Annotated in this window: 21 protein-coding genes and 2 pseudogenes; 12 read left to right on the forward strand and 11 right to left on the reverse strand. The window is 65.5% G+C overall.

The annotated features are described in order from the left end of the window. Positions 1–286: hypothetical protein (locus QTI17_RS30635; RefSeq protein WP_286537597.1), on the forward strand; the 286-nt coding region annotated here is incomplete at its 5' end. Then, positions 283–1,278 carry a tripartite tricarboxylate transporter substrate binding protein gene (locus QTI17_RS30640; protein WP_286537598.1) on the forward strand — a complete coding sequence of 332 codons (996 nt, stop codon included), beginning with the start codon at positions 283–285 and terminating at the stop codon, positions 1,276–1,278. The genes QTI17_RS30635 and QTI17_RS30640, both read left to right, overlap by 4 nt. Before the next feature lie 15 nt (positions 1,279–1,293). Here QTI17_RS30640 and QTI17_RS30645 read toward each other — a convergent pair whose 3' ends face one another. From QTI17_RS30645 to QTI17_RS30660, 4 genes and pseudogenes are all read right to left on the reverse strand, one after another. After that, positions 1,294–1,986, reverse strand: a complete 693-nt coding sequence (locus tag QTI17_RS30645; RefSeq protein WP_286537599.1) for an aromatic-ring-hydroxylating dioxygenase subunit beta — start codon at positions 1,984–1,986, stop codon at positions 1,294–1,296. Positions 1,987–2,001: 15 nt separating this feature from the next. Further along, positions 2,002–3,294, reverse strand: a complete 1,293-nt coding sequence (locus QTI17_RS30650; protein WP_286537600.1) for an aromatic ring-hydroxylating oxygenase subunit alpha — start codon at positions 3,292–3,294, stop codon at positions 2,002–2,004. Continuing rightward, positions 3,291–3,776 (reverse strand): hypothetical protein, encoded by a 486-nt coding sequence (locus tag QTI17_RS30655; protein ID WP_286537602.1) that lies wholly within the window; start codon positions 3,774–3,776, stop codon positions 3,291–3,293. Before QTI17_RS30655 ends, QTI17_RS30650 begins: the two co-directional genes overlap by 4 nt. A gap of 1,393 nt (positions 3,777–5,169) precedes the next feature. Further along, a pseudogene (locus QTI17_RS30660) lies at positions 5,170–5,445 on the reverse strand (helix-turn-helix domain-containing protein); the annotation flags it as partial. Positions 5,446–5,597: 152 nt separating this feature from the next. Between QTI17_RS30660 and QTI17_RS30665 the strand changes: the two are divergent. Then, the gene (locus QTI17_RS30665) at positions 5,598–5,804 is read left to right on the forward strand and encodes a hypothetical protein (RefSeq protein ID WP_286537603.1); all 207 of its coding nucleotides are present in this window, start codon (positions 5,598–5,600) and stop codon (positions 5,802–5,804) included. On the opposite strand, the gene QTI17_RS30670 is transcribed toward QTI17_RS30665, so the two are convergent. After that, on the reverse strand, positions 5,801–6,208 hold the full coding sequence (locus tag QTI17_RS30670; protein WP_286537604.1) for a hypothetical protein: 408 nt from the start codon (positions 6,206–6,208) through the stop codon (positions 5,801–5,803). The genes QTI17_RS30665 and QTI17_RS30670 overlap by 4 nt on opposite strands. A 436-nt stretch (positions 6,209–6,644) precedes the next feature. Here QTI17_RS30670 and QTI17_RS30675 point away from each other — a divergent pair, with 436 nt between their 5' ends. Further along, positions 6,645–8,525 carry a GMC family oxidoreductase gene (locus tag QTI17_RS30675; RefSeq protein ID WP_286537605.1) on the forward strand — a complete coding sequence of 627 codons (1,881 nt, stop codon included), beginning with the start codon at positions 6,645–6,647 and terminating at the stop codon, positions 8,523–8,525. Here QTI17_RS30675 and QTI17_RS30680 read toward each other — a convergent pair. After that, the gene (locus QTI17_RS30680) at positions 8,512–10,185 is read right to left on the reverse strand and encodes a flavin-containing monooxygenase (protein ID WP_286537606.1); all 1,674 of its coding nucleotides are present in this window, start codon (positions 10,183–10,185) and stop codon (positions 8,512–8,514) included. The two genes, QTI17_RS30675 and QTI17_RS30680, sit on opposite strands and share 14 nt — an antisense overlap. Before the next feature lie 57 nt (positions 10,186–10,242). On the opposite strand from QTI17_RS30680, the gene QTI17_RS30685 reads away from it, so the two are divergent. From QTI17_RS30685 to QTI17_RS30700, 4 genes are read left to right on the forward strand one after another with little or no spacing between them, the layout of a single operon-like run. Beyond that, positions 10,243–10,584, forward strand: a complete 342-nt coding sequence (locus QTI17_RS30685) for a hypothetical protein (RefSeq protein WP_286537607.1) — start codon at positions 10,243–10,245, stop codon at positions 10,582–10,584. A 13-nt stretch (positions 10,585–10,597) separates the two neighbouring features. Beyond that, positions 10,598–11,590 carry a substrate-binding domain-containing protein gene (locus QTI17_RS30690; RefSeq protein WP_286529211.1) on the forward strand — a complete coding sequence of 331 codons (993 nt, stop codon included), beginning with the start codon at positions 10,598–10,600 and terminating at the stop codon, positions 11,588–11,590. 4 nt (positions 11,591–11,594) lie between these two features. Continuing rightward, positions 11,595–12,335 (forward strand): ATP-binding cassette domain-containing protein, encoded by a 741-nt coding sequence (locus QTI17_RS30695; protein WP_286529210.1) that lies wholly within the window; start codon positions 11,595–11,597, stop codon positions 12,333–12,335. Continuing rightward, positions 12,332–13,393 carry an ABC transporter permease gene (locus QTI17_RS30700; RefSeq protein ID WP_286537610.1) on the forward strand — a complete coding sequence of 354 codons (1,062 nt, stop codon included), beginning with the start codon at positions 12,332–12,334 and terminating at the stop codon, positions 13,391–13,393. Before QTI17_RS30695 ends, QTI17_RS30700 begins: the two co-directional genes overlap by 4 nt. Positions 13,394–13,424: 31 nt before the next feature. Here QTI17_RS30700 and QTI17_RS30705 read toward each other — a convergent pair whose 3' ends face one another. Beyond that, complete coding sequence (locus QTI17_RS30705; protein ID WP_286537612.1) at positions 13,425–14,456, reverse strand: aldo/keto reductase; 1,032 nt, start codon at positions 14,454–14,456, stop codon at positions 13,425–13,427. Between QTI17_RS30705 and QTI17_RS30710 the strand changes: the two genes are divergently transcribed. The 4 genes from QTI17_RS30710 (at position 14,447) to QTI17_RS30725 (ending at position 17,079) form a co-directional block, all read left to right on the forward strand. Continuing rightward, entirely contained in the window at positions 14,447–15,100 is a 654-nt protein-coding gene (locus QTI17_RS30710) for a methyltransferase family protein (protein WP_286537614.1), read from the forward strand. The genes QTI17_RS30705 and QTI17_RS30710 overlap by 10 nt on opposite strands. 126 nt (positions 15,101–15,226) lie before the next feature. Then, the gene (locus tag QTI17_RS30715; RefSeq protein ID WP_286537616.1) at positions 15,227–15,742 is read left to right on the forward strand and encodes a hypothetical protein; all 516 of its coding nucleotides are present in this window, start codon (positions 15,227–15,229) and stop codon (positions 15,740–15,742) included. Positions 15,743–15,964: 222 nt separating this feature from the next. After that, entirely contained in the window at positions 15,965–16,600 is a 636-nt protein-coding gene (locus tag QTI17_RS30720) for an alpha/beta hydrolase family protein (RefSeq protein WP_286537618.1), read from the forward strand. A 14-nt stretch (positions 16,601–16,614) separates the two neighbouring features. Beyond that, the gene (locus tag QTI17_RS30725) at positions 16,615–17,079 is read left to right on the forward strand and encodes a hypothetical protein (protein WP_286537733.1); all 465 of its coding nucleotides are present in this window, start codon (positions 16,615–16,617) and stop codon (positions 17,077–17,079) included. On the opposite strand, the pseudogene QTI17_RS30730 reads toward QTI17_RS30725, so the two are convergent. The 4 genes and pseudogenes from QTI17_RS30730 to QTI17_RS30745 form a co-directional block, all read right to left on the reverse strand. Then, a pseudogene (locus QTI17_RS30730) lies at positions 17,069–17,175 on the reverse strand (acyl-CoA thioesterase); the annotation flags it as partial. The gene QTI17_RS30725 and the pseudogene QTI17_RS30730 overlap by 11 nt on opposite strands. 316 nt (positions 17,176–17,491) lie before the next feature. After that, positions 17,492–20,272, reverse strand: coding sequence for an aconitate hydratase AcnA (gene acnA, locus QTI17_RS30735; protein WP_286537619.1), 2,781 nt, complete (start codon positions 20,270–20,272; stop codon positions 17,492–17,494). 116 nt (positions 20,273–20,388) lie between these two features. Next, complete coding sequence (locus QTI17_RS30740) at positions 20,389–21,387, reverse strand: tripartite tricarboxylate transporter substrate binding protein (RefSeq protein ID WP_286537620.1); 999 nt, start codon at positions 21,385–21,387, stop codon at positions 20,389–20,391. 209 nt (positions 21,388–21,596) lie between these two features. Further along, complete coding sequence (locus QTI17_RS30745; protein WP_286537622.1) at positions 21,597–22,523, reverse strand: GntR family transcriptional regulator; 927 nt, start codon at positions 22,521–22,523, stop codon at positions 21,597–21,599. Position 22,524 lies beyond the last annotated feature (1 nt).

The raw sequence follows: 22,524 nt of genomic DNA on the forward strand, positions 1-22,524 counted from the left end.
GGCCGACCTCGTGATGTTCGACTGCCGCGGCATGAACATCTTCCCCGCGCTGCCGGGCGGCAATGCCGCCCACATCGTCGTCATGTACGCCGAGACCTCGGACATCGAGAATGTCATCGTGGCAGGCAGGTTCGCCAAGAGAAACGGACAGCTGAATTTCGATGCGGCCCGGCTGGCCCGCCTCCACGATGAACTTCTGGCCTCGCGCCTGCGCATGTTCGAGCAAGGCCAGTTCAAGTCAGTGCCCGTCGAACGCGGGCCCCAACCGGAGCACTTCGTCCTATGACCCTGCCTGTCTTCCGACACGTCCTGACCGCCGGCGCGCTGCTGCTGGCCGCGGCATCCGCCCTGGCGCAAGCCACGGCGCCGGCGGCCCCCTGGCCGACCAAGCCGGTGCGCATCATCCACGGCTTCACATCGGGCGGGCCGGTCGACAACCTGGCGCGCCTGCTGGCGGCGCAGTTCCCCGAGGCCTTCGGCCAGCAGGCGATCGTCGAGGGCAAGCCCGGCGCCGGCGGCACCATCGGCGCCAACTACGTCGCCAAGGCCGAGCCCGACGGCTACACGCTGTTCCTGATGGCCTCGGGCCACTCGGCGGCACCGGGGCTGTACAAGTCGCTGCCCTTCGACGCCGTGTCCGACTTCACGATGGTGTCGATGGTGGCGCGCAGTCCGTTCGCGATCATCGCGGGACCGGGCTCGACCGCCGGCAGCCTCCAGGAACTGGTGGCGGCCGCGAAGGCCCAGCCGGGCAAGATCGACTACGGCTCGGGCGGCACCGGCAGCGGCATGCACCTGGCGGCCGTGCTGTTCCAGGCACGCGCCGGGGTCCAGTTCACGCACGTGCCCTACAAGGGCGGCAGCGCGCCGGCGCTGGCCGTCATGAGCGGCGAGGTGCCGATCATCTTCACCTCGCTGGCGGGCATGTCCAGCCAGATCGAAAGCGGCAAGGTGAGGCCGCTGGCGGTCACCTCGCGCACGCGCTTCCCGGGGTTCCCGGACATCCCGACCGTGGCCGAGACCGTGCTGCCGGATTTCGACGTCAGCGCCTGGTACGCCCTGGCGGGTCCGAAGAACCTGCCGCCCGCGATCGTGGCCCGGCTCAACCAGATGGTGCAGGCCACGCTGCGCCGTCCCGAGATCGTCCAGAACCTGAAGCTGCAGGCGGCCGAGCCCTGGCCGACCAGCGCGCGCGAGGCCCAGGCCTTCCTGGCCACCGACGTCGCGCGCTGGACCCAGGTGGTGAAGGACGAGAACATTTCGCCGCCGCCGAACTGACGGGCACCTCGGCAGCTAGACCCAGATCTGCAGCACGTAGTCGAACGGCGCCTGCCCGTTGAAGAGGTCGACCCGCTGCAGCACGATGCGCAGCGCGCCGCCCGCGTCGCGCGCCAGCGTGTGCCGGTAGGTGCCGCCGAAATGCCGCACCGTGTCGCGGCGCAGCTCCATCAGATGGAAGCGCGAGCGAACATGGACGGTCACGCCGTCCACCGACTCGATCGCGACATTGCCGACGATGTGATTGGTCTCCCACATCGGTGCCTGCGACCATGCGTTGGGGTGCGAGACGCGGCCCTTGCGGATCTCCATCATCAGCTTGTCCTCGGCAAAGATCGAGGGCGAGCCCTCCCACTCGGTCTGCTCGAGCGTGACCGGCATCCAGTAGACGCCGCGGTCGTCGAACAAGTCCATCCACGCCTGCCACAGCTTGCGGTCGAGCAGCTCGGCCTGCAGGTAGAGCAGTTGCTCGACCTCGCGCTGCAGGTCGCTGTCCACGACCAGGCCGGCACGCGGCGCGGCCTGCGCGGCAGGCGCGGCGCCGAGCTGCGGTGCGCGCGGCGAGTGGTCGGGTGCGATCACCTGCGCGCCGGTGGGCGCATCGCCGGGCGCGGCCTCGATCACCACGTCCTGCGCGAGCAGGTGCTCGAAGTCGGGTCCGGCGTTCGGGATGGCGGCGCTCGGGCTGTCGGAAGATGGCTGGCTCATGACGTGGTTCCTGCACTATGAAGCCATGTAGGTCGACCAGGCGCGAAACTGGCTTCGCATCACCGCCTCGGAAGTGCCGTGGCTGGAATAGGTCACGCCGCCCTCCTCGCGGTCGTCGCCGAAGTAGCGATGGAAGCTGACCCAGTCGCCGCCATTCGACTGCAGACCCCACTGCCCCTTGGTCCAGTTCTCGAGGTCGTCGGCATTGATCATCGTGGCTGGAGAATTCACGAGGTTGTAGTACCAGAGGCTGCGGCGATAGATGGCCTCGGGCGCACCCTTGAGGCGGAAGTGCCAGATCTCCGACAGCGTCTTGTCGGGCGCGATCGGCCGAAGGCAGCGCAGCTGCTGCAAGGGTGACTGCACCGACAGATAGGGATAGATCAGCACGTGATGAATGCTGCGCGACAGGTATTCCTCGGCGCGTTGCTCGCCGTAGGCCTGTTTCAGCAATGCCTCGTGCGCGAGCGTGTCGGGGTCCTGCGGGCGCAGCCCCATGTAGGCCTTCAGGATGCCGTGTCCGCGCGGGAAATTGATGGTCTGCACCGAGTCCCACTGCTCGAAGCTCGACGCGAAGGCCGAGAGGTAGTGGTAGTACAGCGGCACCTTCTCCTGCTGCGCCTTCAGCCGCTTCTCGACCCGCCCGGCCGCGATGCCGGTCGACTGGTGAGTGACCGAGGGATGCAGCGCGTCGAGCTGGTTCTCCATGAAGAACTTCCAGTTCGAATGCTGGATCACGCGATGGCAGATCGGCACCACCTCCACCTCGCCGACCGGCGAGCGGTCGCACATGTCGTCGAAGGCGACGCGCGCTTCGCCGAGGAATTCCTTCAACGAAGGGCCGTGGTGCGAGAGGCTGGCGAAGACGAAGCCCCGATAGCTCTCCACGCGCGCCGCGCGCTTGACGCCGCAGTCGGGGTTGTCGCGCGTCATGCGCGTGCCTTCATAGCCCTGGGCCAGCGGGATTGCACGCACGCTGCCGTCCAGGTGGAAGCTCCACGCGTGGTAGGAGCAGACGATGCTGTGCCCCGTGTTGCCCTTCAGGTTTCCCACGAGCTGCACGCCACGGTGCGGGCAGCGGTTGTGCAGCACCTGCACCGAGCCGTCGGCCTGCCGCACCATGAACATCGGCTGGCGGCCGATGGTGACGGCGTGGTAGTCGCCGGGATTCGGCACCTGCGACAGGTGGCCGCAGTAGACCCATATGCGCTCCCAGATCTTCTCCATCTCGGCATCGAAGATCGCGGCATCGGTGTAGACGGTCTTGTGAACGCGGTCGGGCTCGACCAGCGCATCGAGGTTCATCATCGACTGCCCCCTTGTTGCCTAACGCCCGGCGGCACCACCACCGGGTCCGCCACCCGCACCACCGGCCCCGCCCGCGCCACCACCGGCGCCGCCCCCGGGGCCAGCCCCCGCTCCGCCACCCCCGCCGGGGCCACCGGGGCCACCGGCGCCACCGGGGCCGCCTCCAGGACCGGCTCCGGCTCCAGGTCCGCCTCCAGGTCCGGCGCCGGCGCCAGGTCCGCCCCCAGGTCCGGCGCCTGCTCCTGCTCCTGCTCCTGCTCCTGCTCCTGCTCCTGCTCCTGCTCCTGCTCCTGCTCCGGCACCAGCGCCAGCACCAGCGCCGGCTCCCCCGCCAGCGCCACCACCCGCTCCCGCTCCGCCACCCGCTCCAGCACCGGCCCCTCCACCACCACCAGCGCCCCCACCACCTCCCGCACCTGCACCCGCGCCTGCGCCTCCACCTCCACCTCCACCGCCCGAGCCACCGCCGCCTGCTCCGCCACCGTCAGCCTGGCTCGCAGCCCCACCGCTCGCCACGGCCGTGCCACGCAGCCAGCCCGTTCCGCGGCTGCCGGCGAGCGATGTTCCGGTGGCCGCCGATGGCTGCGTCCCCGGGCCAGCCGACTGGGTCGTGCTGGCGCACACGGCCTCGCCGAAGGGGTTGTAGCGATCACAGGGCAGATTGCCTACGGCCTTGGACGCGATTCCCGAGCGAAGCGTCTGCGAGGTCTCGGGCGTCCTCGCCAGCACCGGCGCAGCCTCAGCGGCCGCTGATGGGAGAGGCGCGAGCGGCGCCCGGGGAACGCTCTCGAACGTGGTCGTCGCCGCGCGTCGCTTCGGCGCCGAGGCGACGACCTGGACGCGGCGCCGGGGGCTCGACAACGGCTTGGCGACAGGGCCATCCGGGCTGGCCGACACCTCGTCCCCGGTCGTCTCCTGACTCGCGGCCTCCACCGGTGGGCCCGCGTGAGCAGCCGGTTGCGGCTCCGGACCCGGCAGCGACGCCTCCTCGACCGTCGGCCCAGCGACGGGGCTCCGCGGCGCCTCCTCGGGCGTGGATGCAGGCGGCTTCTGCAACGACACGGGCGTCGAGTTCGGGACTGTCGACGCCGGGTCCGGCACCGCGACCGCGACCGCGTCCAGAGTCTCAGGCGCCGTCTGAAGGAGGCGCTGCGGCGAACTCGGGACCGGCGCCTCACGGACCGCCCGGGTCGAGTACCAATACACGAAACCCGCAACAGACACCAAGAGCACGAACAACAGCGACAGCAGTGGGACGGCGGCCCGCGGAGGCGGCGCGAGCCGTGGGCCTCGCTTTGGCACGGACATGGTCTTTCGAAGCGGTGCGCGCACGACCACCCGGTCCAGCGGTCTGGGCGTTGGCATGGCTCCCGCCGCGCGCGCATCCGGCAACGTCGGAAGGAAGGCCCCAGCGTCGAAGCGCAGACCTGAGAACTTGCCCGCGCAGCCACGGCAATATCTGGCGCGGTCCTTGTTGGCCGTGTGGCACGAGTCGCAGTACTTCGTCATTTCCGGGCTCCTGCGGTACTTCGTGCGCAGTCACGGCGCCGAGGAGAGGAGAGCCGCCGAGACCGGCATCCCGTCAGGGCTGAAGACAGCCGGTGCGTCGAAACACCGCGACCTTCGCGCTCGCCCCCCGCCATGCCGCGCACGGAACGGCGCTGGGCTTGAATCCCGAGTCACACAGTTGGCTGTTGGCGCCGCAGTTACCCTGGACATCGCGCTCCCCCAGTGAATTGTGATCAGCTCACATTGAACGCCTTTCTCGCAAAATGAGGGGCCGTTCTCGCGAGCGAGGGCCTTGGACATTTGGTAACCAAGCGTTACGAAGCCTCGATCTCCGGCGACTGGAACAGGGCCAAGACAAGACGCTGACTACGTTTGCCAAGAACAATCTCGACGAGGCGATGACTCTGACCAAGCGTGCCGCGCCTCGGTCCGATTCGCTCGCCGGATCACCTGCGGCGGCTGTCCGTACGCGCGAAGAAATGCCCGACGCATGCGGTCGGGATCACCGAGGCCCGCATCCCTTGCGACGGTCTCGATGGGCAAATGCTGGGACTCGATCATGAGCCGTGCTGCCTCGGTTCGCAGACGTTCGATGATGGCCTTGGCCGGGGTCTGCCCAGTCTCCTCCCTGATCCGGCGCGACCGCCGCGCTGACTTGCGCAGGAAGGCCAGCAACGCAGGCGAACCCTCCGTCACCACCGTATCGCCCACTCGATCACAGAGACGACGGCCAGCGTGAGCAGCTGGAACCCGGGATAGACCACGACACCCACACGAATCATTGGATTGGCTCTATGAGCGGGACCGCGACGAGCATCGCCCTCTCGCGGGTGCTGGACAAGACCAATCCGACGAAGGTGATGCTGCGGGTGCTGGTCGTGGAGGCGCTCGACATGGCGTTCCTGCGCCGGACGAGCGCATCGCCGTGGTCGGCGGTGCCGGCCGTCGCGGTATGCATGGCGGGCAGGCGCATCGAGGGTTACCGCACTGGCTTGCGCTAGTTCGAACCCTTCGAACACTTCACCTTCATCTCCGAGCAAAACAAGAGGATGCGTTCGAGGATCAGCGATGAGACGTTCTGGTCGCCCGTGTGGGCAGACGTGATCAGGATTTGAGAGAGTTTGTCCGATAGTGCGTTGACCTGCAGCCCCGCGATCTGTACGTTGTTCGTGAACTGGATGGCGCGCGCTTGTTGGTCTTGGCCGGTGATCCGCAACTGAGGCTGGGCACTGAGGTTGCGAAGTGCGACGGCGTAGACTTTCTCGGCGGGAACCTCAACCACCACGGCGGCGGTGTCGTACGCCACGCCGCCGTTGCCTTGCTGTTGAGACATCTGCTCCACCCGACCGATGACGTGCCGAGCGATGAAAGCAATTTGCGCGTGGACGTGCGTGGTCCATGCCATGGCAGCAATCGTTGCAATCCAAAGAACAGGTCTTGCCCAATACATCTGAAACTTCATTTGAGCTGGTGACTGGCGACAGGCACTTTCGCCATTGGGGGACGGCTCTCGACTCGAATGTGCTGCATGGATTGTGGCCACTGTCATCCGCTCTGTCCATATGCGTGCACGACGAGCGCATGGCAGCGAGAACACCGGGCGAACTCGGCGTGCAGATGGGTTCCCAGAGTTGCCGGCACCTCCCCTCATTTGAGGAGATGGCCTGTGGCGGCCCCGCCGCCCATGGTCCATCGCACTGCCGGCGTGTTGCCTCGGCAGATGCGGACCCAATTTTCGCTACGGCAGATGGAGGGCCCCCAAGGGGTTACACCAGCAGTAGAGCAATCGAGTTCGGTTCAACATGGCACCCCGGCCACAGCTTCGCGGAAAGGACATCGTCATGTCAGACACCTTTGACTTCATCGTAGTGGGAGCAGGGTCAGCAGGAGCAGTGATTGCGGCTCGCTTGTCCGAAGACCCGTCCTGTCGGGTTGCGCTGCTGGAAGCGGGCGGCCGCCCGCCCGTCGAAGAGTTGATTCCCGCCGCGTGCTCCGCGATGCAACAGAATCCGCAGACGGACTGGATGTACACCGCGGATGCCGGCAAGTGCGGGCTCGGACTGAAGGGAGCGCGCATGATGATGCCGCGGGGCAAGATGCTCGGGGGGTCGTCCGGGATCAACTACATGGCGTACGTGCGCGGCCATCCTGGCGATTTCGACGCCTGGGCCGAAGGCGGCGCCAGCGGATGGAGCTACCGCGACGTGCTGCCGTACTTCAAGAAGAGCGAGGGCCTCTCGCCGAGCGACGACATCTCGATCGATGCGCCAGCGCACAACACTGCCGGTCCTCTTGGCGTGTCCGTGCGTGCGCCGGTGCTCGCGGGCGCGCGTGAGTTCGTGGATGCCGCCGTGGCCGCGGGTATTCCGCGCGGCGACTACAACGGAAGAGACCGTGGTGGGCCCGGCGGCGTCGCATCGCTCTTCCAGACCTCGACGCGAAGCGGCAAGCGCTCCAGCACCTTTCACGCCTTCATCGAAGGCGACACCGAAAAGCGTTCGAACCTCACCATCATCACCGGGGCGCAAGTCACGCGCGTGCTTCTGGACGGCGCGACGGGGCACTTGGCCGCGACGGGGGTCGAGTACCGCGTCGGCAGTGGTGAAACGCGTACCGCGTTCGCCACCAAGGAAGTCATATTGAGTGGGGGCGCCATCGGGTCGCCGCACCTTTTGATGCTCTCGGGCATCGGGCCCCGGGCAGAGCTCGAAGCGGCAGGCATCACATGTCGAGTCGACTCGCCGCACGTTGGGAAGCATCTGAAGGACCACCTCCACGTGGGCCTCTTCTTTCCTGCACCGGGGGTTGGCATACCGGTGAACGAACTTGGCGTCTCGTTCGGCCCCTCGGCCCTGCGCGCTCCGGCGGGACCCCTGCCCGCGAACCCCGATGACGACGCACAGATGCCCCCCGAACTGCAGGGGCTGAAGCAAGAAGCAGAACGACGCATCACCGAGTGGGCGACGACCGGCCATGGCCTGATCTCTTCGTCCCTCTACGATGCGGCCGCCTGGTACTCCACCGGCCTTGGCGACAACCACAGTCACGATGCACAAATCGCCTTCTTCGCCTGTGGCTACAACGACGACCTCTGGCAGCGCTGCCTGTGTGTCGACGTGAATCAGTACTTTGACGATGCGTCGAAGCGTCTCGCAGGCGAAGCGCAGAGCATGATCGTGCTCGCCAACCCTGTGCAACCGCACAGCGAGGGAGAGATCGTGCTCGCGAGCGCAAACCCTGCGGACCACCCGACGATCCGCATGAATTACTACGGCGACCCGCACGACATGAAGGTGATGGTCGCAGTGCTGCGTCGGGCGCTGGACATCGTTGATCACTGGCCGGCACACCGGAAGATCGGGCCGCTGCTCATCCCGCCATTCCTTGCCAGCAAGCACGGTCACATCGAGGGCGCCATGCCAAGTGACGCCCTGCTTGAGGACCTCGCGCTCCACTATTCCTTTACCGTCTACCACGTCACGTCGACGTGCCGGATCGGGAGTGTCGTGGATCCACGTCTGAAGGTGATGGGAGTGGAGAGATTGCGTGTTGCGGACGCGAGCGTTATGCCGAACGTGGTCAGCGGCAACACCAACGCGGCGTCGATCATGATCGGCGAGAAGGCGGCGGAAATGCTGGCCGCCGATCACAGTGTGAAGCTCTCCGAATTCGTAGCCGAGCATCCATCAGTCGGTGCTGCTGCGGATGTCAATCCGGCGTGAGCGCTATTGCCTTCTTCTGGCCCTCTGGAGCGCCCAGTGAGAAGCCCTCGTAGCCCCGATCGGCCACGGCCTTGCACCTTTCCGCGTAGGCTGGGAATCCGCCGGCCAGGGGCATGAATACGCGCGGCTTGCCCGGGATGTTGGCGCCCAGATACCAGGAGTTGCAGCTCAGGAAGACCGTTTGCGCAGCGACCGCATTGACATGTGCGACCCAGGCGCTCTCGGCCTCGTCGGTGGCCTCGATCGTGGCGTGACCCTGCGAGTCGAGCCAGGCGACGCATTCGGCGATCCAGTCCACGTGGTGCTCTATTGAGAGAATCACGCTCGTGAAGGCTGCGGCACTGCCCGCGCCCGCGATGTTGAACAGATTCGGGAAGCCGGCCACCGTCAAGCCCAGGTAGTTCAGAGGCCCGCAACGCCACTTGTCCTGAATGCGCAGGCCGCCTCGGCCGCGCAGGTCCAGTCGCATCAGCGTGCCGGTGACGGCGTCAAAGCCGGTGGCCAACACCAGCATGTCGAAGGTGTGCTCGCGCCCGCCGGTCCGCAGGCCGCCTGGCGTGATGGCTTCGATTGGTTGTTTGCTGACGTCCACCAGATGCACGTTCGGCCGATTGAAGGTCTCGTAGTAGTCGTCGGCCACGCACAACCGCTTGCAGCCAATGGGCTGGTGCGGCGAAAGCAGCGCTGCCGTCGCGGGGTCATGCACCGCCCGGCGAATCTTGCCGCGCACGAACTCGGCCACCAGGGCGTTGCTTTGCAAGTCCGTCATCAGGTCGCCGAAAGTCCAGAGCAGGGGGAATCCGCCGGCGTCCCATCGGGCCTCGAACGCGGCGTCCCGCTCCTCGGGGCTCGTGGTCAGCGCCGAGCTCGGGTTCATTGGCAGATCGGAGCCGAAGCCGGTGCGCATTTGTCGATTGCGTGCCCGAAAGCCTTGGTAGTCGGCCTTCACGCGGGCCTCCTGCACCGGATCGAGCGGGCCGTTGTGGGCGGGCACGACGTAGGCGGCAGTACGCTGAAACACCGTTACCGACGCCGCTGCCTGCTGCGCGATGCGCGGGATCACCTGGACCGCCGAGGAACCGGTGCCGATGACGCCCACATGGCGACCGTCGAAATCAACTGGCGCATGCGGCCAGGCGGCCGTGTGCAAGACCGGCCCGGCGAAAGTCTCCAGGCCTGGAAAGGCCGGCGTGTTCGGCGTCGACAGCGGCCCGCAGGCCAGCACGACGAAGCGCGCGTGCCAGATCTGCGCCTCGCCATCCTCGCCTGTGCTGCCGACCTCCCAGCGCTGATCGGCATCGTCGAAGCAGGCCGTCGTCACGCGGGTGTTCAGGCTGATGCCGCTGCGCAGGTCGAATCGGTCAGCCACGTGGTTGGCATAACGCAGCAGTTCGGGTTGCGATGCATAGCGCTCGGTCCACTGCCATTCCTGTTGCAGGGTCTCGCTGAACGAGAAGGAGTACTCCAGACTCTGGATGTCTACGCGGGCGCCCGGGTAGCGGTTGGCATACCAGGTGCCCCCCACGCTGGGCGAGGCTTCGAGCACTCGCGCCGACAGGCCCATCGCGCGCGCCTTTGTCAGCATGCAAAGGCCGCCGAATCCGGCTCCGACTATCAGCAGGTCCAGCTGGTCTAGCGCGCTTGTCCCATCGGGCGTCATGCGGCGTCGCGCTCGAAGCGCCCCCGCGGCACCGGAGATATGTTGAAGCGTCGCGTCATGCGCATCTCCCAGATCTTGAAGTCGATGGCGAGCACGGTGTTGGCACACGAACCGACGCCTCATGCGGCGATGGCCGAGGCGCAGTATGCGCTGTGGTCGGGTGACTGTCGATGGGGGCCGTACTGCTACTGGGGCCGCACGGTCGACGACCGCGTGCCGCAGGACCGGCGCGGGCCAGTCCAGAAGGCCCGCCACCTGCTCGCGGTTCGGGTCTACACGCTCGACAGCGCCCAGCCCCGGTCCTATAGTCCGACTTCTCTTGGGTCCCGAACAGCCGCAGGAGAGATCCGCGGCTTGCCGGCGGTGCAAGAGATTTCGACAGTTGTGCATATCCAATAATCCAGGAGACGCAATGAACAAGTCGCTTCTCAAGTTTGTCGGCGCAGCATTGGCGGCGCTTCTCGTCGCCGCACCGGCGATGGCCCAGAAGAAGACCCTGGCGGTCGTGGTCAAGGGTCTGGACAACCCCTTCTTCACCGTGCTCGGCGACGGCTGCGCGCTCTGGAACAAGGAAAACCCAAGCTCCGAATACACCTGCCTGTACACCGGGCCGGCATCGAGCGCGGACGAGGCCGGCGAAGTGCAGATCGTCGAAGACCTCATCAACAAGGGCGTGGCGGGCATCGCCATTTCGCCCTCCAACGCGCCGGCCATGGCCACCATGCTCAAGGCCAAGGCACCGAAGATGCCGATCATGACCATCGATGCCGATCTTGCCGCGGCCGACCGGTCGCTGCGCAAGACCTACCTGGGCACCAACAACTACGACATGGGCGTGCTGATGGCCAAGCACCTCAAGCAGCTCAATCCCAAGGGCGGCACGGTGTGCATGCAACTGGGCAACGTGGCCGCCGACAACATCAATGCCCGTGCAGCCGGCTTTCGCGACACCATTGCCGGCAAGAAGGGGGTCGACCGGCTGAAGGGTGACGGCGGCTGGACCGAGATCGACGGCTGTCCGCTCTTCACCAATGACCAGATCGACCTGGCCAACCAGCAGATGTCGGACGTGTTCACCAAGAATCCGAAGCTCAATGCCTTCATCCTCGTGGGGGGCTGGGCGCAGTTCGGTCCGTCCGCGTATGCACAGGTGACGGACCAGGTGATGGCCAAGCTGAAGTCCAAGGAGCTGATCATCATCGCCGGTGACACGTTGCCGCCGCAGCTCGACGCGCTGAAGAATGGCCGCAGCCATGCGCAGATCGGCCAACGCCCCTTCGAAATGGGGCATCGCGCGCCCGCCGTGCTGATCGACCTCATTGGTGGCAAGAAGGTCGCCGACCCGCTCTACACCGGGCTGGACGAGTGCGTGCCGACCAATCTGGACAAGTGCCCGGCGAAGTAGTCGCATGGCTGTTCTGGAGCTCGCCCGGGTCTCCAAGCATTTCGGCGCCATCCAGGCGCTCATCGACGTCTCGCTGCGCATCGAGCCCGGCGAGGTCGTCGGCCTGATGGGCGACAACGGCGCCGGCAAGTCGACGCTGGTGAAGATCGTCGCGGGCAACTACCCGCCCAGCGACGGCACGGTGATGATGGAAGGCCGCACGGTGGCCTTCCACAAGCCGGCCGACGCGCGCGGCGAAGGCATCGAGATCGTCTACCAGGACCTCGCGCTGTGCGACAACCTGACGGCGGCCGAGAACGTCTACCTCGGGCGCGAACTCACGCGCGGCTTCGGCCCCGTCAAGGTGCTGGACTATCGCGCCATGTTCAAGCGCGCGGCCGAACTCTTTGCCGAGTTGAAGTCGGAGACACGGCCGCGCGACCTGGTGCGCCGGATGTCCGGCGGGCAGCGGCAGGCGGTGGCCATCGCGCGCACACGCCTGGCCGATCCGAAGATCGTGCTGATGGACGAGCCCACGGCCGCCATCAGCGTGCGCCAGATCGCCGAGGTGCTGAACCTGATCCGGCGCCTGCGAGAGCACGGCATCGCGGTGGTGCTCATCAGCCATCGCATGCCGGACGTGTTTGCGGTGGCGGACCGCATCGTCGTGCTGCGCCGCGGCGTGAAGGTGGCCGACAAGCCCATCGCCCACAGTTCCCCGGAGGAGGTCACCGGCCTCATCACCGGCGCCATCGAAACCGCATGATCACACCCGACCCAACGACAAGGCAGTCCGACATGGCCGCAAGTCTCGAGGACAGCATCGACCGGCGCGTGCATGGCAACTGGCTGAGCTGGCTCGTCAGCCAGCAGACCTTCTGGGTTTCGGTGGCGGCCGTTGTCGCGTTCGTGGTGCTTACCTTCGCGAGCGATGTCTTTGCGACGCAGCAGAACCTCTTCAACGTCACTCGCAACTTCGCCTTCGTCGCGATCATTGCGATCGGAATGACGGCCGTCATCGTCACCGGAGGCATCGACTTGTCGGTGGGCGCGGTGCTCGTGCTGTCGGGCATGGTGGTCGGGATGACGATGCACACGGGCACATCGATCTGGGTGGCGATTCCGCTGGCACTGGGCGCATCGTTGCTGGCGGGTGCGATCAATGGCTTCATGATCGCCTACATCGGCGTGCCGCCGTTCGTGGTCACGCTGGGCATGCTTTCCATCGTGCGCAGCCTCGCGATGGTGCTGTCGAACAACCGCATGGTCTACGAGTTCGGGCCGGACCAGCCGAAACTGCTCGCGCTGGGTGGCGGCTTCGTCAGCGTGTCACTGCCATTCGTCGACCCCATCCGGGTGCCAAGCCCGGTGCTCTTCCTGATCGTTCTGCTCCTGATCGCGAGCTTTCTGTTTCGCTGGACGCGCTGGGGCCGGCACCTGTATGCCATCGGCGGCAATGAACGTGCGGCGACGATGACGGGTGTGCCGGTGAAGTTGGTGAAGGTGAGCGTCTACATGTTCTGCGCGCTGTGCGCGGGCATTGCGGGCGTGCTCGAAGTCGGCTGGCTCGGCACTGTGACGACCAGCCTGGGACAGGGCATGGAGTTGTCGGTGATCGCGGCGTCCGTCATCGGCGGAACCAACCTGGCGGGCGGCATCGGCACGGCCTTCGGCGCCGTGGTGGGCGCGGCCTTGATCGAGGTGATTCGCAACAGCCTGATCCTTCTGGGCATCAGTACCTTCTGGCAGGGCACTTTCGTCGGAGGATTCATCATCGTGGCGGTGCTCTTCGACAGACTACGGGCGCGCAGCGCGAACGAGTGACACGTTGGGCCACGCGCGCCCGCAAAGGTGCTCAGCCGATCGGTGCGGCCGGACTCAGCAGGCCGGCGGACTGAAGGTCGCTCCACAGTGCGGCCGGCACGGGCTGATCGGCATCGGTGGAGTTGGCCTGGACCTCCTGTGGTGTCACGCCGCCGAGCAGCACCGTCACGACCGCGGGATGCGCCATCGCGAACTGCAGCGCCGCGCGGCGCAACGGTGTGGCATGCGCTGCGCAGATCGCCTCGATCTTGCGCACGCGCTCCATGATGTTCTCGGGCGCCGGCCCATACTCGAACTTGGCGCCCGGCACGGCCCCGGTTGCGAGGATGCCGGAATTGAACACACCGGCCAGCATCACGCCGATGTTCTTCTCGAGCGCCAGCGGCAGAAATTCGTCCACCGCGTTCTGGATCAGCAGCGAGTAGCGGCCCGCCAGTATCGCCACGTCGAAATCGCCGGCCTTCGCGAACTTCACCGCGATGTCGGACTCGTTGATGCCGAACCCAATGGCCGCGACGATCCTCTCGCTGCGCAACCTCTCGAGCGCCTTGTAGGCGCCCTCCATCACCTCCTTGAAGCGCACGGGCGCATCGACCGGACCGTGCGTCCACACGTCGCAATCGTGAATCAGGAGGATGTCCAGGCGATCCAGGCCGGTGCGCAGCAAAGACTGTTCGACCGAACGCATCGTGCCGTCGTAGGAATAGTCAAAGCGCGGCGCATGCGGATGGCCGCCGGCAAAGCCCGGCGAAAAAACATCGGGGTTCTTCGGCGCTGGCTTGACAAAGGCATCCATGACTCGCCCGATCTTGGTCGAGACGATCACGTCCTTGCGCGGCAGGTGGCGCAGGCCTGCACCCACGCGCGCTTCGGCCAAACCGTTGCCGTAGTGCGGCGAGGTGTCGAACACGCGCACCCCGCTGGCGTATGCCTGTTCGATGGTGACGATGCAGGTTTTCTCGTCCAGCAGTTCGTACAGGTCGCCCAGGGGGGCCGTACCCAGACCGAGGGCCGAGAAGGAGAGTTCCGTTCCATTGCGAGTCGTGAAGCGGCGTGACCTCATTGCGTTTCTCCTCGTCGGGTTGCGGGTGGAAGGCCCGCGCAAAGCATAGCGCGCGCGCCGGGGAAATTTCGGACATCGCGCAGGACATCGCCGAAGCCAGCGCTCGCCCGATCCGCGCGATCCGCGGCGGCGCTGAGTATGATCCGATCGTGCAGCGCGCCGCCGCGATCATCGGTTCCGCAATCTTCCTGGTCATCGCTCCGGGCACGCTCGCCGTGTATGTCCCTTGGTACCTCACGCACTGGCACTTCGCGCCTCCGCTGTTCCCGATCGCGCGCGTGCTCGGCGCCGCCCTGATCGTCGCCGGGTTGCCCATCTTGCTCGATTCGTTCGCTCGCTTCGCGTTGCAGGGCCTTGGCACACCGGCGCCCGTGATGCCTCCCAAGCGCCTCGTCGTCACCGGACTCTATCGCTACGTCCGCAATCCGATATACGTCGCAGTCACGGCGTTGATCGCCGGCCAGGGCCTCCTGTTCGGGAGCGTCACGGTGCTGGCGTACGGCGCGATCGTGTGGGCCGGATTCTTCTTGTTCGTTGTCGCCTACGAAGAGCCTGCGCTGGGCGAGCAGTTCGGCGACGAGTACCAGCGCTATCGGGCGAACGTGAGGCGATGGTTGCCGCGCATCACCCCATGGCGCGGGTAGGTGGGGTGCGCCAATATAGGAGTGCTTGTCCATGAACCTGAGCCAAGGTAGTAACAAGCTTGAGACGTCTTGAAAGAAACACGAGGAAGGTTTGAAATTCGGCGACCCAACTCGAGGAGTCTGCTCATGACCAAGCCCGGTGCCCTCCGTACATTCACCCGTGTGAGCGTTTCAGTCGCTTCAGCGATGCTGCTGATCCACGGCAACGCCTTCGCCTCCGATGACGATCGTCAAAGGGAAAGGGGAGAAAAGGGCCCGGAGGCCATCGTCGGGGTTTGGGAGTCGACGGCGACAGTGAGAGACTGCAATAACGGCGTCGCGCTTGGCGGCTTCAAGGGATTGTCCACGTTCAACGTGGGAGGAACGGCGTCATATGGAAGTAATTCCCCTCCCGGCTTGACAAGCGCTTCAATGGGAACCTGGAAGCGCGAGTCCCATCGGACCTACACCATTACGCTGGTGTTCTATCGTTTCAACCCCGATGGGTCGCTCCTCGGCTTGCAGAAGTCAAAGGGAACGCGCATTTTGTCCGCGGATGAAAACAGTTTCACAGGCGCGGTAGATGGTCAGATCACCGATGCCGCGGGAAATATTCTTGCGCATACCTGCCTGACCGATACCGGCTCCCGCGTTAGTTGGTAGCCGCTGCAGCGGAGGCCTCGTGCTGGGGATCCTGGCTCGGAACTTCGAGCTCTTGGAGGTCGAGGGCCCCCGGCGGCGGCGTCCCTGAAGAAGTCATGACCTTCACGATGCATCCTGTCGGCCTGCGCATGCGTCTGAAGAAGCATGCTGTCAGCGCCTAGAGTCGACTCGGTACCCAACGTCGCTATCGATCAAGAACCCGTCAATACAGGAGTGATGCGGATGCAGCTGCATTTCGACGACGAGGCCTTCGACGGTCAATTGCAGCGCACGGTGGGCAAGTGCGACGCCGGCATGGCCAACGTCGGGGAGTGCTTGTACATCGCGTCGCGGATCACCGAGGGCGACCGCGACAGCTGGTACGCCGCGTGGTCGACGTTCGCAGACGGCCTCGTGGCGCAGGCAGCGGCGGCCGCGCAGACCGGTCACGCCACGAGCGCTGCCAGCCTGCGGCTGCGGGCGGCCGAATACTACCGGCAAGCGTTCTTCTGGCATCGAGATGACCTCGACGGCAAGGAGCTGACCACGGCCTACCGGGCCAGCGTCGACGCCTTCCGCAGCGCCCTTCCCGGCCTGCTGGGGCGCGGCCGCCTGATCGAGGGCGACACGCCGGGCTACCTGTTCGCGCCGCCCGGCAGCGGCCCCTTCCCCACAATCCTGCACATCGGCGGCTACGACAACACAGCCGAGGAGCTGTACGCATCGGTGTACCCGGCCCTCGACCGGGGATGGGCGTTCGTGGGCCTCGACGGCCCGGGCCAGGGCAGCGTTCTCTACGACCGCCGCGTGCCGCAGCGCCCCGACTGGGAGCACGTCGTGCCTGGCATGTTTGACTGGTCGCAGGCCAGCCAGAAGTAGACGCCCGCCGGATCGTGCTCGTCGGCCGCTCGTTCGGCGGCCTGCTCGCCCCGCGCGGCGCCGCGGGAGCGCCACAGCTTGCCGCCTTGGTCGTCGACCCGGGCCAGTACGATATGTCGGCCGGTGTCGCCGCTCGCCTGGGCGGGCTCTGGGAACACGTCGACGACCCCACCGCCAAGCCGCGGTTCGACGCGCTGCTCGAGATCCCGGCCCTGCGGACGCTGCTCGGGCCGCGCATGGTGACGAACGGCGTCGCCGACCCGCAGACCTACTTCCAGGACATGCGCCGCTACACGAGCGCCAAACTGGCACCTTCGATCACCTGCCCGTGCCGAGGGCGCCGAGGGGCACTGCGAAGGCATGGCATCCATCGTGTTCTGGACAGCGGCATTCGATTGGCTCGACACCATGGTGCGCTGACCCCGCCGTCGCATCCGCGAGCGCCGACGTTTGGCGATCGCACCTCGCAACCACCTTGATGCCGACCTCCATCGATTCGCCGTGTGATTGATGGAAGCGAGGAACGTGACTGGCTCACCAACATAGATGGGCTGCCGGAAGACCACTTGGTCGACGCCTCCGCGAGGATTGGAACAACGCCAAAGTAGAACGCATCGTTCGACAGGAAGAAGGTCATCGGGGCGCTCAGTAGCGCGGTGATGAGGGGCACGAAGTGGCCGGCAGAGTCCGGGATGGACGACACGAGGTTCTGTGCAATCGCATCGGTCATCGTCGTTCCAGACAGGATGCCGGTGAACACGCCCATGAAGAGCAACGGCAACGGCAACGGCAGACGCTGGCAGCACAGGTCCCTCCCGTGCCGCCAGGCAGGCAGCGCAGGATTGCTTCGAGAGAGGGAGGAGAAGAAGGCTTCTGGGCCTTCCCTCAAGGTCAGCCTAGGGCCGCGCCTTGACTGGCACTGGGCACTTCGGTGCCCGGCATTGCGTCGGGTAGTTCATGTTGAGGACCTCCGACCTCCGACTGCACACGCTTCGCCGAATGCGAGACGTGCTCTTCGGACTTGCCGGAGACATAGTCGCGCCACACCAGCGGCAGGATGCCGCCATGGCGCCAGTAGTCGACATCCTCTTCGGTATCAAGGCGGATGATGAGCGGAACGGCCGTCGAGGTCCCATCGGTGCGATGCACGATGGCTTCAATTTGCCCTGAAACCTCGAGGTGTTGGGCAAGCGCGGGGACGTCTATGGTTTCGCTGCCGTCCAAGTTCAGAGATTCCGCCGTCGTGCCTGGCTCGAACTGCAGCGGCAACACGCCCATGCCCACGAGGTTGGTCCGGTGGATGCGCTCGAAACTCTCGGCAATCACGGCCTTGACGCCAAGCAGTGCCACCCCTTTGGCTGCCCAGTCGCGGGACGACCCGCAACCGTAGTTCTTGCCAGCAATGACGGCGAGCGGCACATCGCGCCGCAGGTATTCCTCCGCCGCCTCGAAGACCCGCATCTGCTTACCGTCCGGCATGAGCTTGGTCTCGCCCCCTTCGACACCGGGAACGATGCGGTTACGCAAGCGGATGTTCGCGAAAGTAGCGCGGACCGCCACGTCGTGGTTTCCGCGCCGCGTCGTGTAGTTGTTGAAGTCACGCCGCTCGACGCCTTTGGCAAGGAGGAAGTCCGCTGCGGGGGTGCCCAGGCTGATAGCCCCGGAGGGAGAGATGTGGTCAGTCGTCACGGAGTCGCCGAGGATGACCAGCGGGCGCATGCCGACGATGTCCTGGACCGCAGCAGCCTCGCGCGAGACGCCTTCGAAATACGGGGGCTGGCGAACATACGTGCTCGCGTCGTCCCAGGGAAATCGCTCGCTGCGCTCACCGGCCAGAGCGTCCCAGGGCTCGCCGCCTTCGAACAGGTCCGAATACTTTTCTCGGAAGATTGCCGGCTCGTAGGCGCCCTCGACTGCCTTGGAAATCTCGACCGAGGTCGGCCAGATGTCGCGCAGGTAGACTGGCTGGCCGTTGCTGCCAATCCCGATGGGCTCCTTGGTCACGTCGACCGACAGGGTGCCGGTAAGCGCATAGACAACCACGAGCGCGGGCGACCCCAGGTAGGCTGCGCGAATGTTCGGATGGATGCGGCCCTCGAAGTTTCGGTTGCCGGAGAGCACTGCGGTACCAACCAGCTTCTCTGCCTCAATGGCCTCGACCAAAGCGTCCGGCAGCGGACCCGAACCACCATTGCAGGTGGTGCAGCCAAAGCCGGCGATATGGAACCCGAGGGCGTCGAGCGACTCCTGCAGGCCGGCCGTCTCGAGAACCGCAGCAGTGACATGGCTTCCCGGAACCAGGGAGGTCTTGACCCAAGGCTTGGTCTTCAGGCCTAGCGCGACCGCCTTCCGCGCGACCAGGCCGGCGGCCATCATGTTGACGGGGTTTGCAGTGTTGGTGCAGCTGGTGATGGCTGCGATGAGCACGTCACCGTCATGCAGGGAGAACTGCTCGCCCTTCACAGGAGCGGCATGCTCGGGGTCGAGTGGCCTGCCGGCAATTTCCTGGTAGTGCTTCACGAATGCGCTGGGCACTGTCTCCAGGGGCAGATGGTCCTCGGGGTTGCGAGGGCCGGCCAGGCACGGCCGGATTTCATCGAGGTCGATGGTCACCACGGTGTCGAAACGGGGAGCCGGCGTGTCGGCGCCGCGCCAGAGCTTCTGGGCCTTCGCGTACAGCTCTACCAGCTCGACTTGCGCGTCTTCGCGGCCAGTCATGCGCAGATAGTCCAACGTGCGCTCATCGATTGGGAAGTAGACGGCGGTGGCTCCGTATTCGGGCGCCATGTTGGCAATCATCCCGCGGTCGCCAAGGGACAGGGCTTCCAGGCCGGTGCCGAAGAACTCGACAAACTTGCCAACGACGCCGAGGGCGCGCATGCGCTGCGTGATGGCGAGGACCAGGTCGGTCGGGAGCACGCCTTCGCGCAATTTGCCTTTGACTTCAATGCCGACCACTTCCGGAAGGGCCAGTGCGACGGGCTTGCCGACCATGACGGCCTCTGCCTCGATGCCGCCGACTCCCCAGCCCAGCACGCCGAGACCGTTGATCATGGGCGTGTGGCTGTCGGTTCCGACGCAGGTGTCAGGAATCGCGAGTTCGCCCTGACCGTCCTTGTCGGTCCAAACCACCTTGCCGATGTACTCGAGGTGTATCTGGTGCATGATGCCCTTGCCTGGGGGAACGATGCGTACGCCCTCGAAGCTGCTGCTGCACCACCGCAAGAAGGCGAAGCGCTCGGCGTTGCGCTCGTACTCGCGCTCCAAGTTCACCTTGCGCGCAATTGGCGACGCCCAGCTGTCCACCTGAAGCGAGTGATCGATGATGACATCGACCGGCACCTTGGGACCAACTTGCGAGGCGTCGCCACCCGCTTCCGCAACGGCGTCGCGCATGCCGGCCATATCCACCAACATCACTTGGCCAAGAATGTCCTGGCCGTACACGCGCGTCGGGTAGAAGCTCAGGCCCGCGCCAATCTTGCGGTCAAGAAGCGCATCAACTTCTGCCTGGGTGTCCACGCCGCGAATCGCCGCTTGACGCAAGAGGTTCTCCAGCAGGATGCGAAGGGAAAAAGGAAGCTGCTCCACGCCGCTCACGTCGGCGATGGAGACATAGCGCACCGTCCGGTTGGCCACGGGAAGCTGCTTGATCTGGGGGGCGGCTTTCATCTGATTTCCTCTGGGGAGCGACGATGTCAGGTTCGTTCAATCAACCTGACGGATTGGGTGACGGCGCAGAGCTCGTGGCGAGCTCGCAAGGCCTCGAGCGCACCGTGAGCGGCTTGTTATTCGACCTTGATGTCCCGCTTGGCAACGAGCGCCTGCCAGCGCGCGGTCTCGTCTGTGAGCAATTTGCCGAACTCAGCCGGGGTACCGCCCGCAGGCGTCAGGCCGTCCGAGGACATGCCCTTGGTCATCTCCGAAGCGTGGATGGACTCGTTGATGGCCTTGTTGAGTTTGTCGACGATGTCCCGCGGAATCCCCTTGGGGCCAATGATTCCGTGCCAGTTCGTCACCGAGTAGTTGGGGAAGCCAGCCTCAGCGGTCGTCGGGACGTCGGGCAATGCAGCCAGGCGGTTGGGCGTCGTCACGGCCAAGGCCCGGAGCTTGTCGGCCTTGGCGAATGGGAGGGTGGATGCGACGGTGCCGAAAACCACCTGGGTTTGACCTGAGATGGTGTCGGTCAGTGCAGGCGCTGTGCCCTTGTATGGCACATGCATCATTGGCGCACCCGTGACATCGAGAAAGTACTCGGTCGCGATGTGGACGATGCTGCCTGTGCCGGCCGATGCATAGCTCAGCTTGGTCGGTTCCTTTTTGGCCAAGGCCACCAGGTCCTTGAGGTTCTTTGCTGGCACGTCGGGGTTCACCGCAATGATGAACGGGCCTCGAGCCAACTGCGCGATGGGAGTGATGTCCTTGATCGGGTCGAACGTGAGCTTGTAGAGCGCAGGGTTCACGGTGTAACTGGCGGCTGCCAGGAACAGGGTGTAGCCGTCCGCTGGCGATTTGAGCGCGGTACTCGCACCCAGGTTGCCACCCGCGCCCGGGCGGTTTTCGACGATGACAGGTTGACCCAGCTTTTCGCCAAGTCTCACTGCAACCAGGCGCGCGATGAAGTCGGAGCCACCGCCCGGCGCGAAGGCCACGACGAGCTTGATAGGACGGGTTGGATACGGTGCCTCGGCCCATGCGGGGGCACAGGCAGCACCGACCAGGGTTGCCGCCAACAGGGCGCGTCGCATCGCACCAAAAAGCTGCTTCTTTGTCTCGTTGATTTGCATGAATGTTCCTTCAATGCTTGCGTGGGGTCTGGCGCAACCTGGGCGAAATCATCGATAGCGCCTGAGTTGTATGTTCTAATCAGTTTAGACAATCATAGACAAGGGTAAACCCGCGGGCCGAGTAACGGGTTGTTGGGCGACTGCGCGGCGAGTGGACGCAGCTGAGCCGCCCAAGGCCATACGGCCACGGTTCAGTGGAATTTCAGCCGCTAGGCCGCTTGGGAAAAGACGCTGGGGTCCAGCAGCTTGCCGCGGCGCGCGCCGTTGAGGTGGGCTCGCATCAGGTTGGCGGCCTGCATGAAATCTTGGCGCTCGATGGCGTCCAAGATGGCCAAATGTTCAGACGCCTGGGTGTGGCGAGGCGTGCGTTTGGAGGCCTGCCGGTACTCCACCAGCCGACGCAGCTGATTGATGCGCCGGATCGACTGGAGGACAAACCGGTTGTGCCCCCACTCCGCAATAGTCTCGTGGAAGTGGCTGTTCGCCTCGAACAGCTCAATGGGCGTCATCGTCTGGAAGCCGCCGTCCACGATGCGCTGTTGCTCACGCCGAATCTGCTTGAGCTCCGCGGGAACGAACATGAAGGACGGTCCCAGGATGGCCCCGGGCTCGATGGATTGCCGGAAGAGGTAGCTCTCCTCATACGCATCCGGAGAATCAATCATCGACAGGAAGCGCCACCCGTGGCCCATGCTCTGCTCAATCCAGCCCTCCTCGGAAATCCGGGACAAGACCTTGCGCAGGGTGCTGCGGGCGACGCCGTAGCGACGCATCAGGTCGGCCTCGGTCACTTCGTCGGGCAAACGGTCAGACTGGCGGTCGTCTGCGATGCGCAGGTACAGAGGGTCGTCGGTCGACAAAAGGCTGGCCACCGAGCCGTCCCAGTCCTTGGCGTCGACGCTGAGGAAAAACCCGCGATTGGCATCCTGCTGGAGGACGCCGAGTTGGGCCAGGTGTCTCAGCGCAGCTTGAATGGGGGACCGCGAGGTGCCGATGTGCTGCGCCAGCTGAATTTCGGGCAGATGGTCCCCGGCGGCGCGGTTGTCTCGACGCACCAGCGCCACGATTTCCCTGGCAACACGCTGCTGCAGGGAGGTCAATTCCGGGGCCGAAGCCGCTTCATTCGCCGAGGACATG

Source organism: Variovorax sp. J31P179, assembly GCF_030316985.1.
GTDB lineage: Bacteria > Pseudomonadota > Gammaproteobacteria > Burkholderiales > Burkholderiaceae_C > Variovorax > Variovorax ginsengisoli_B.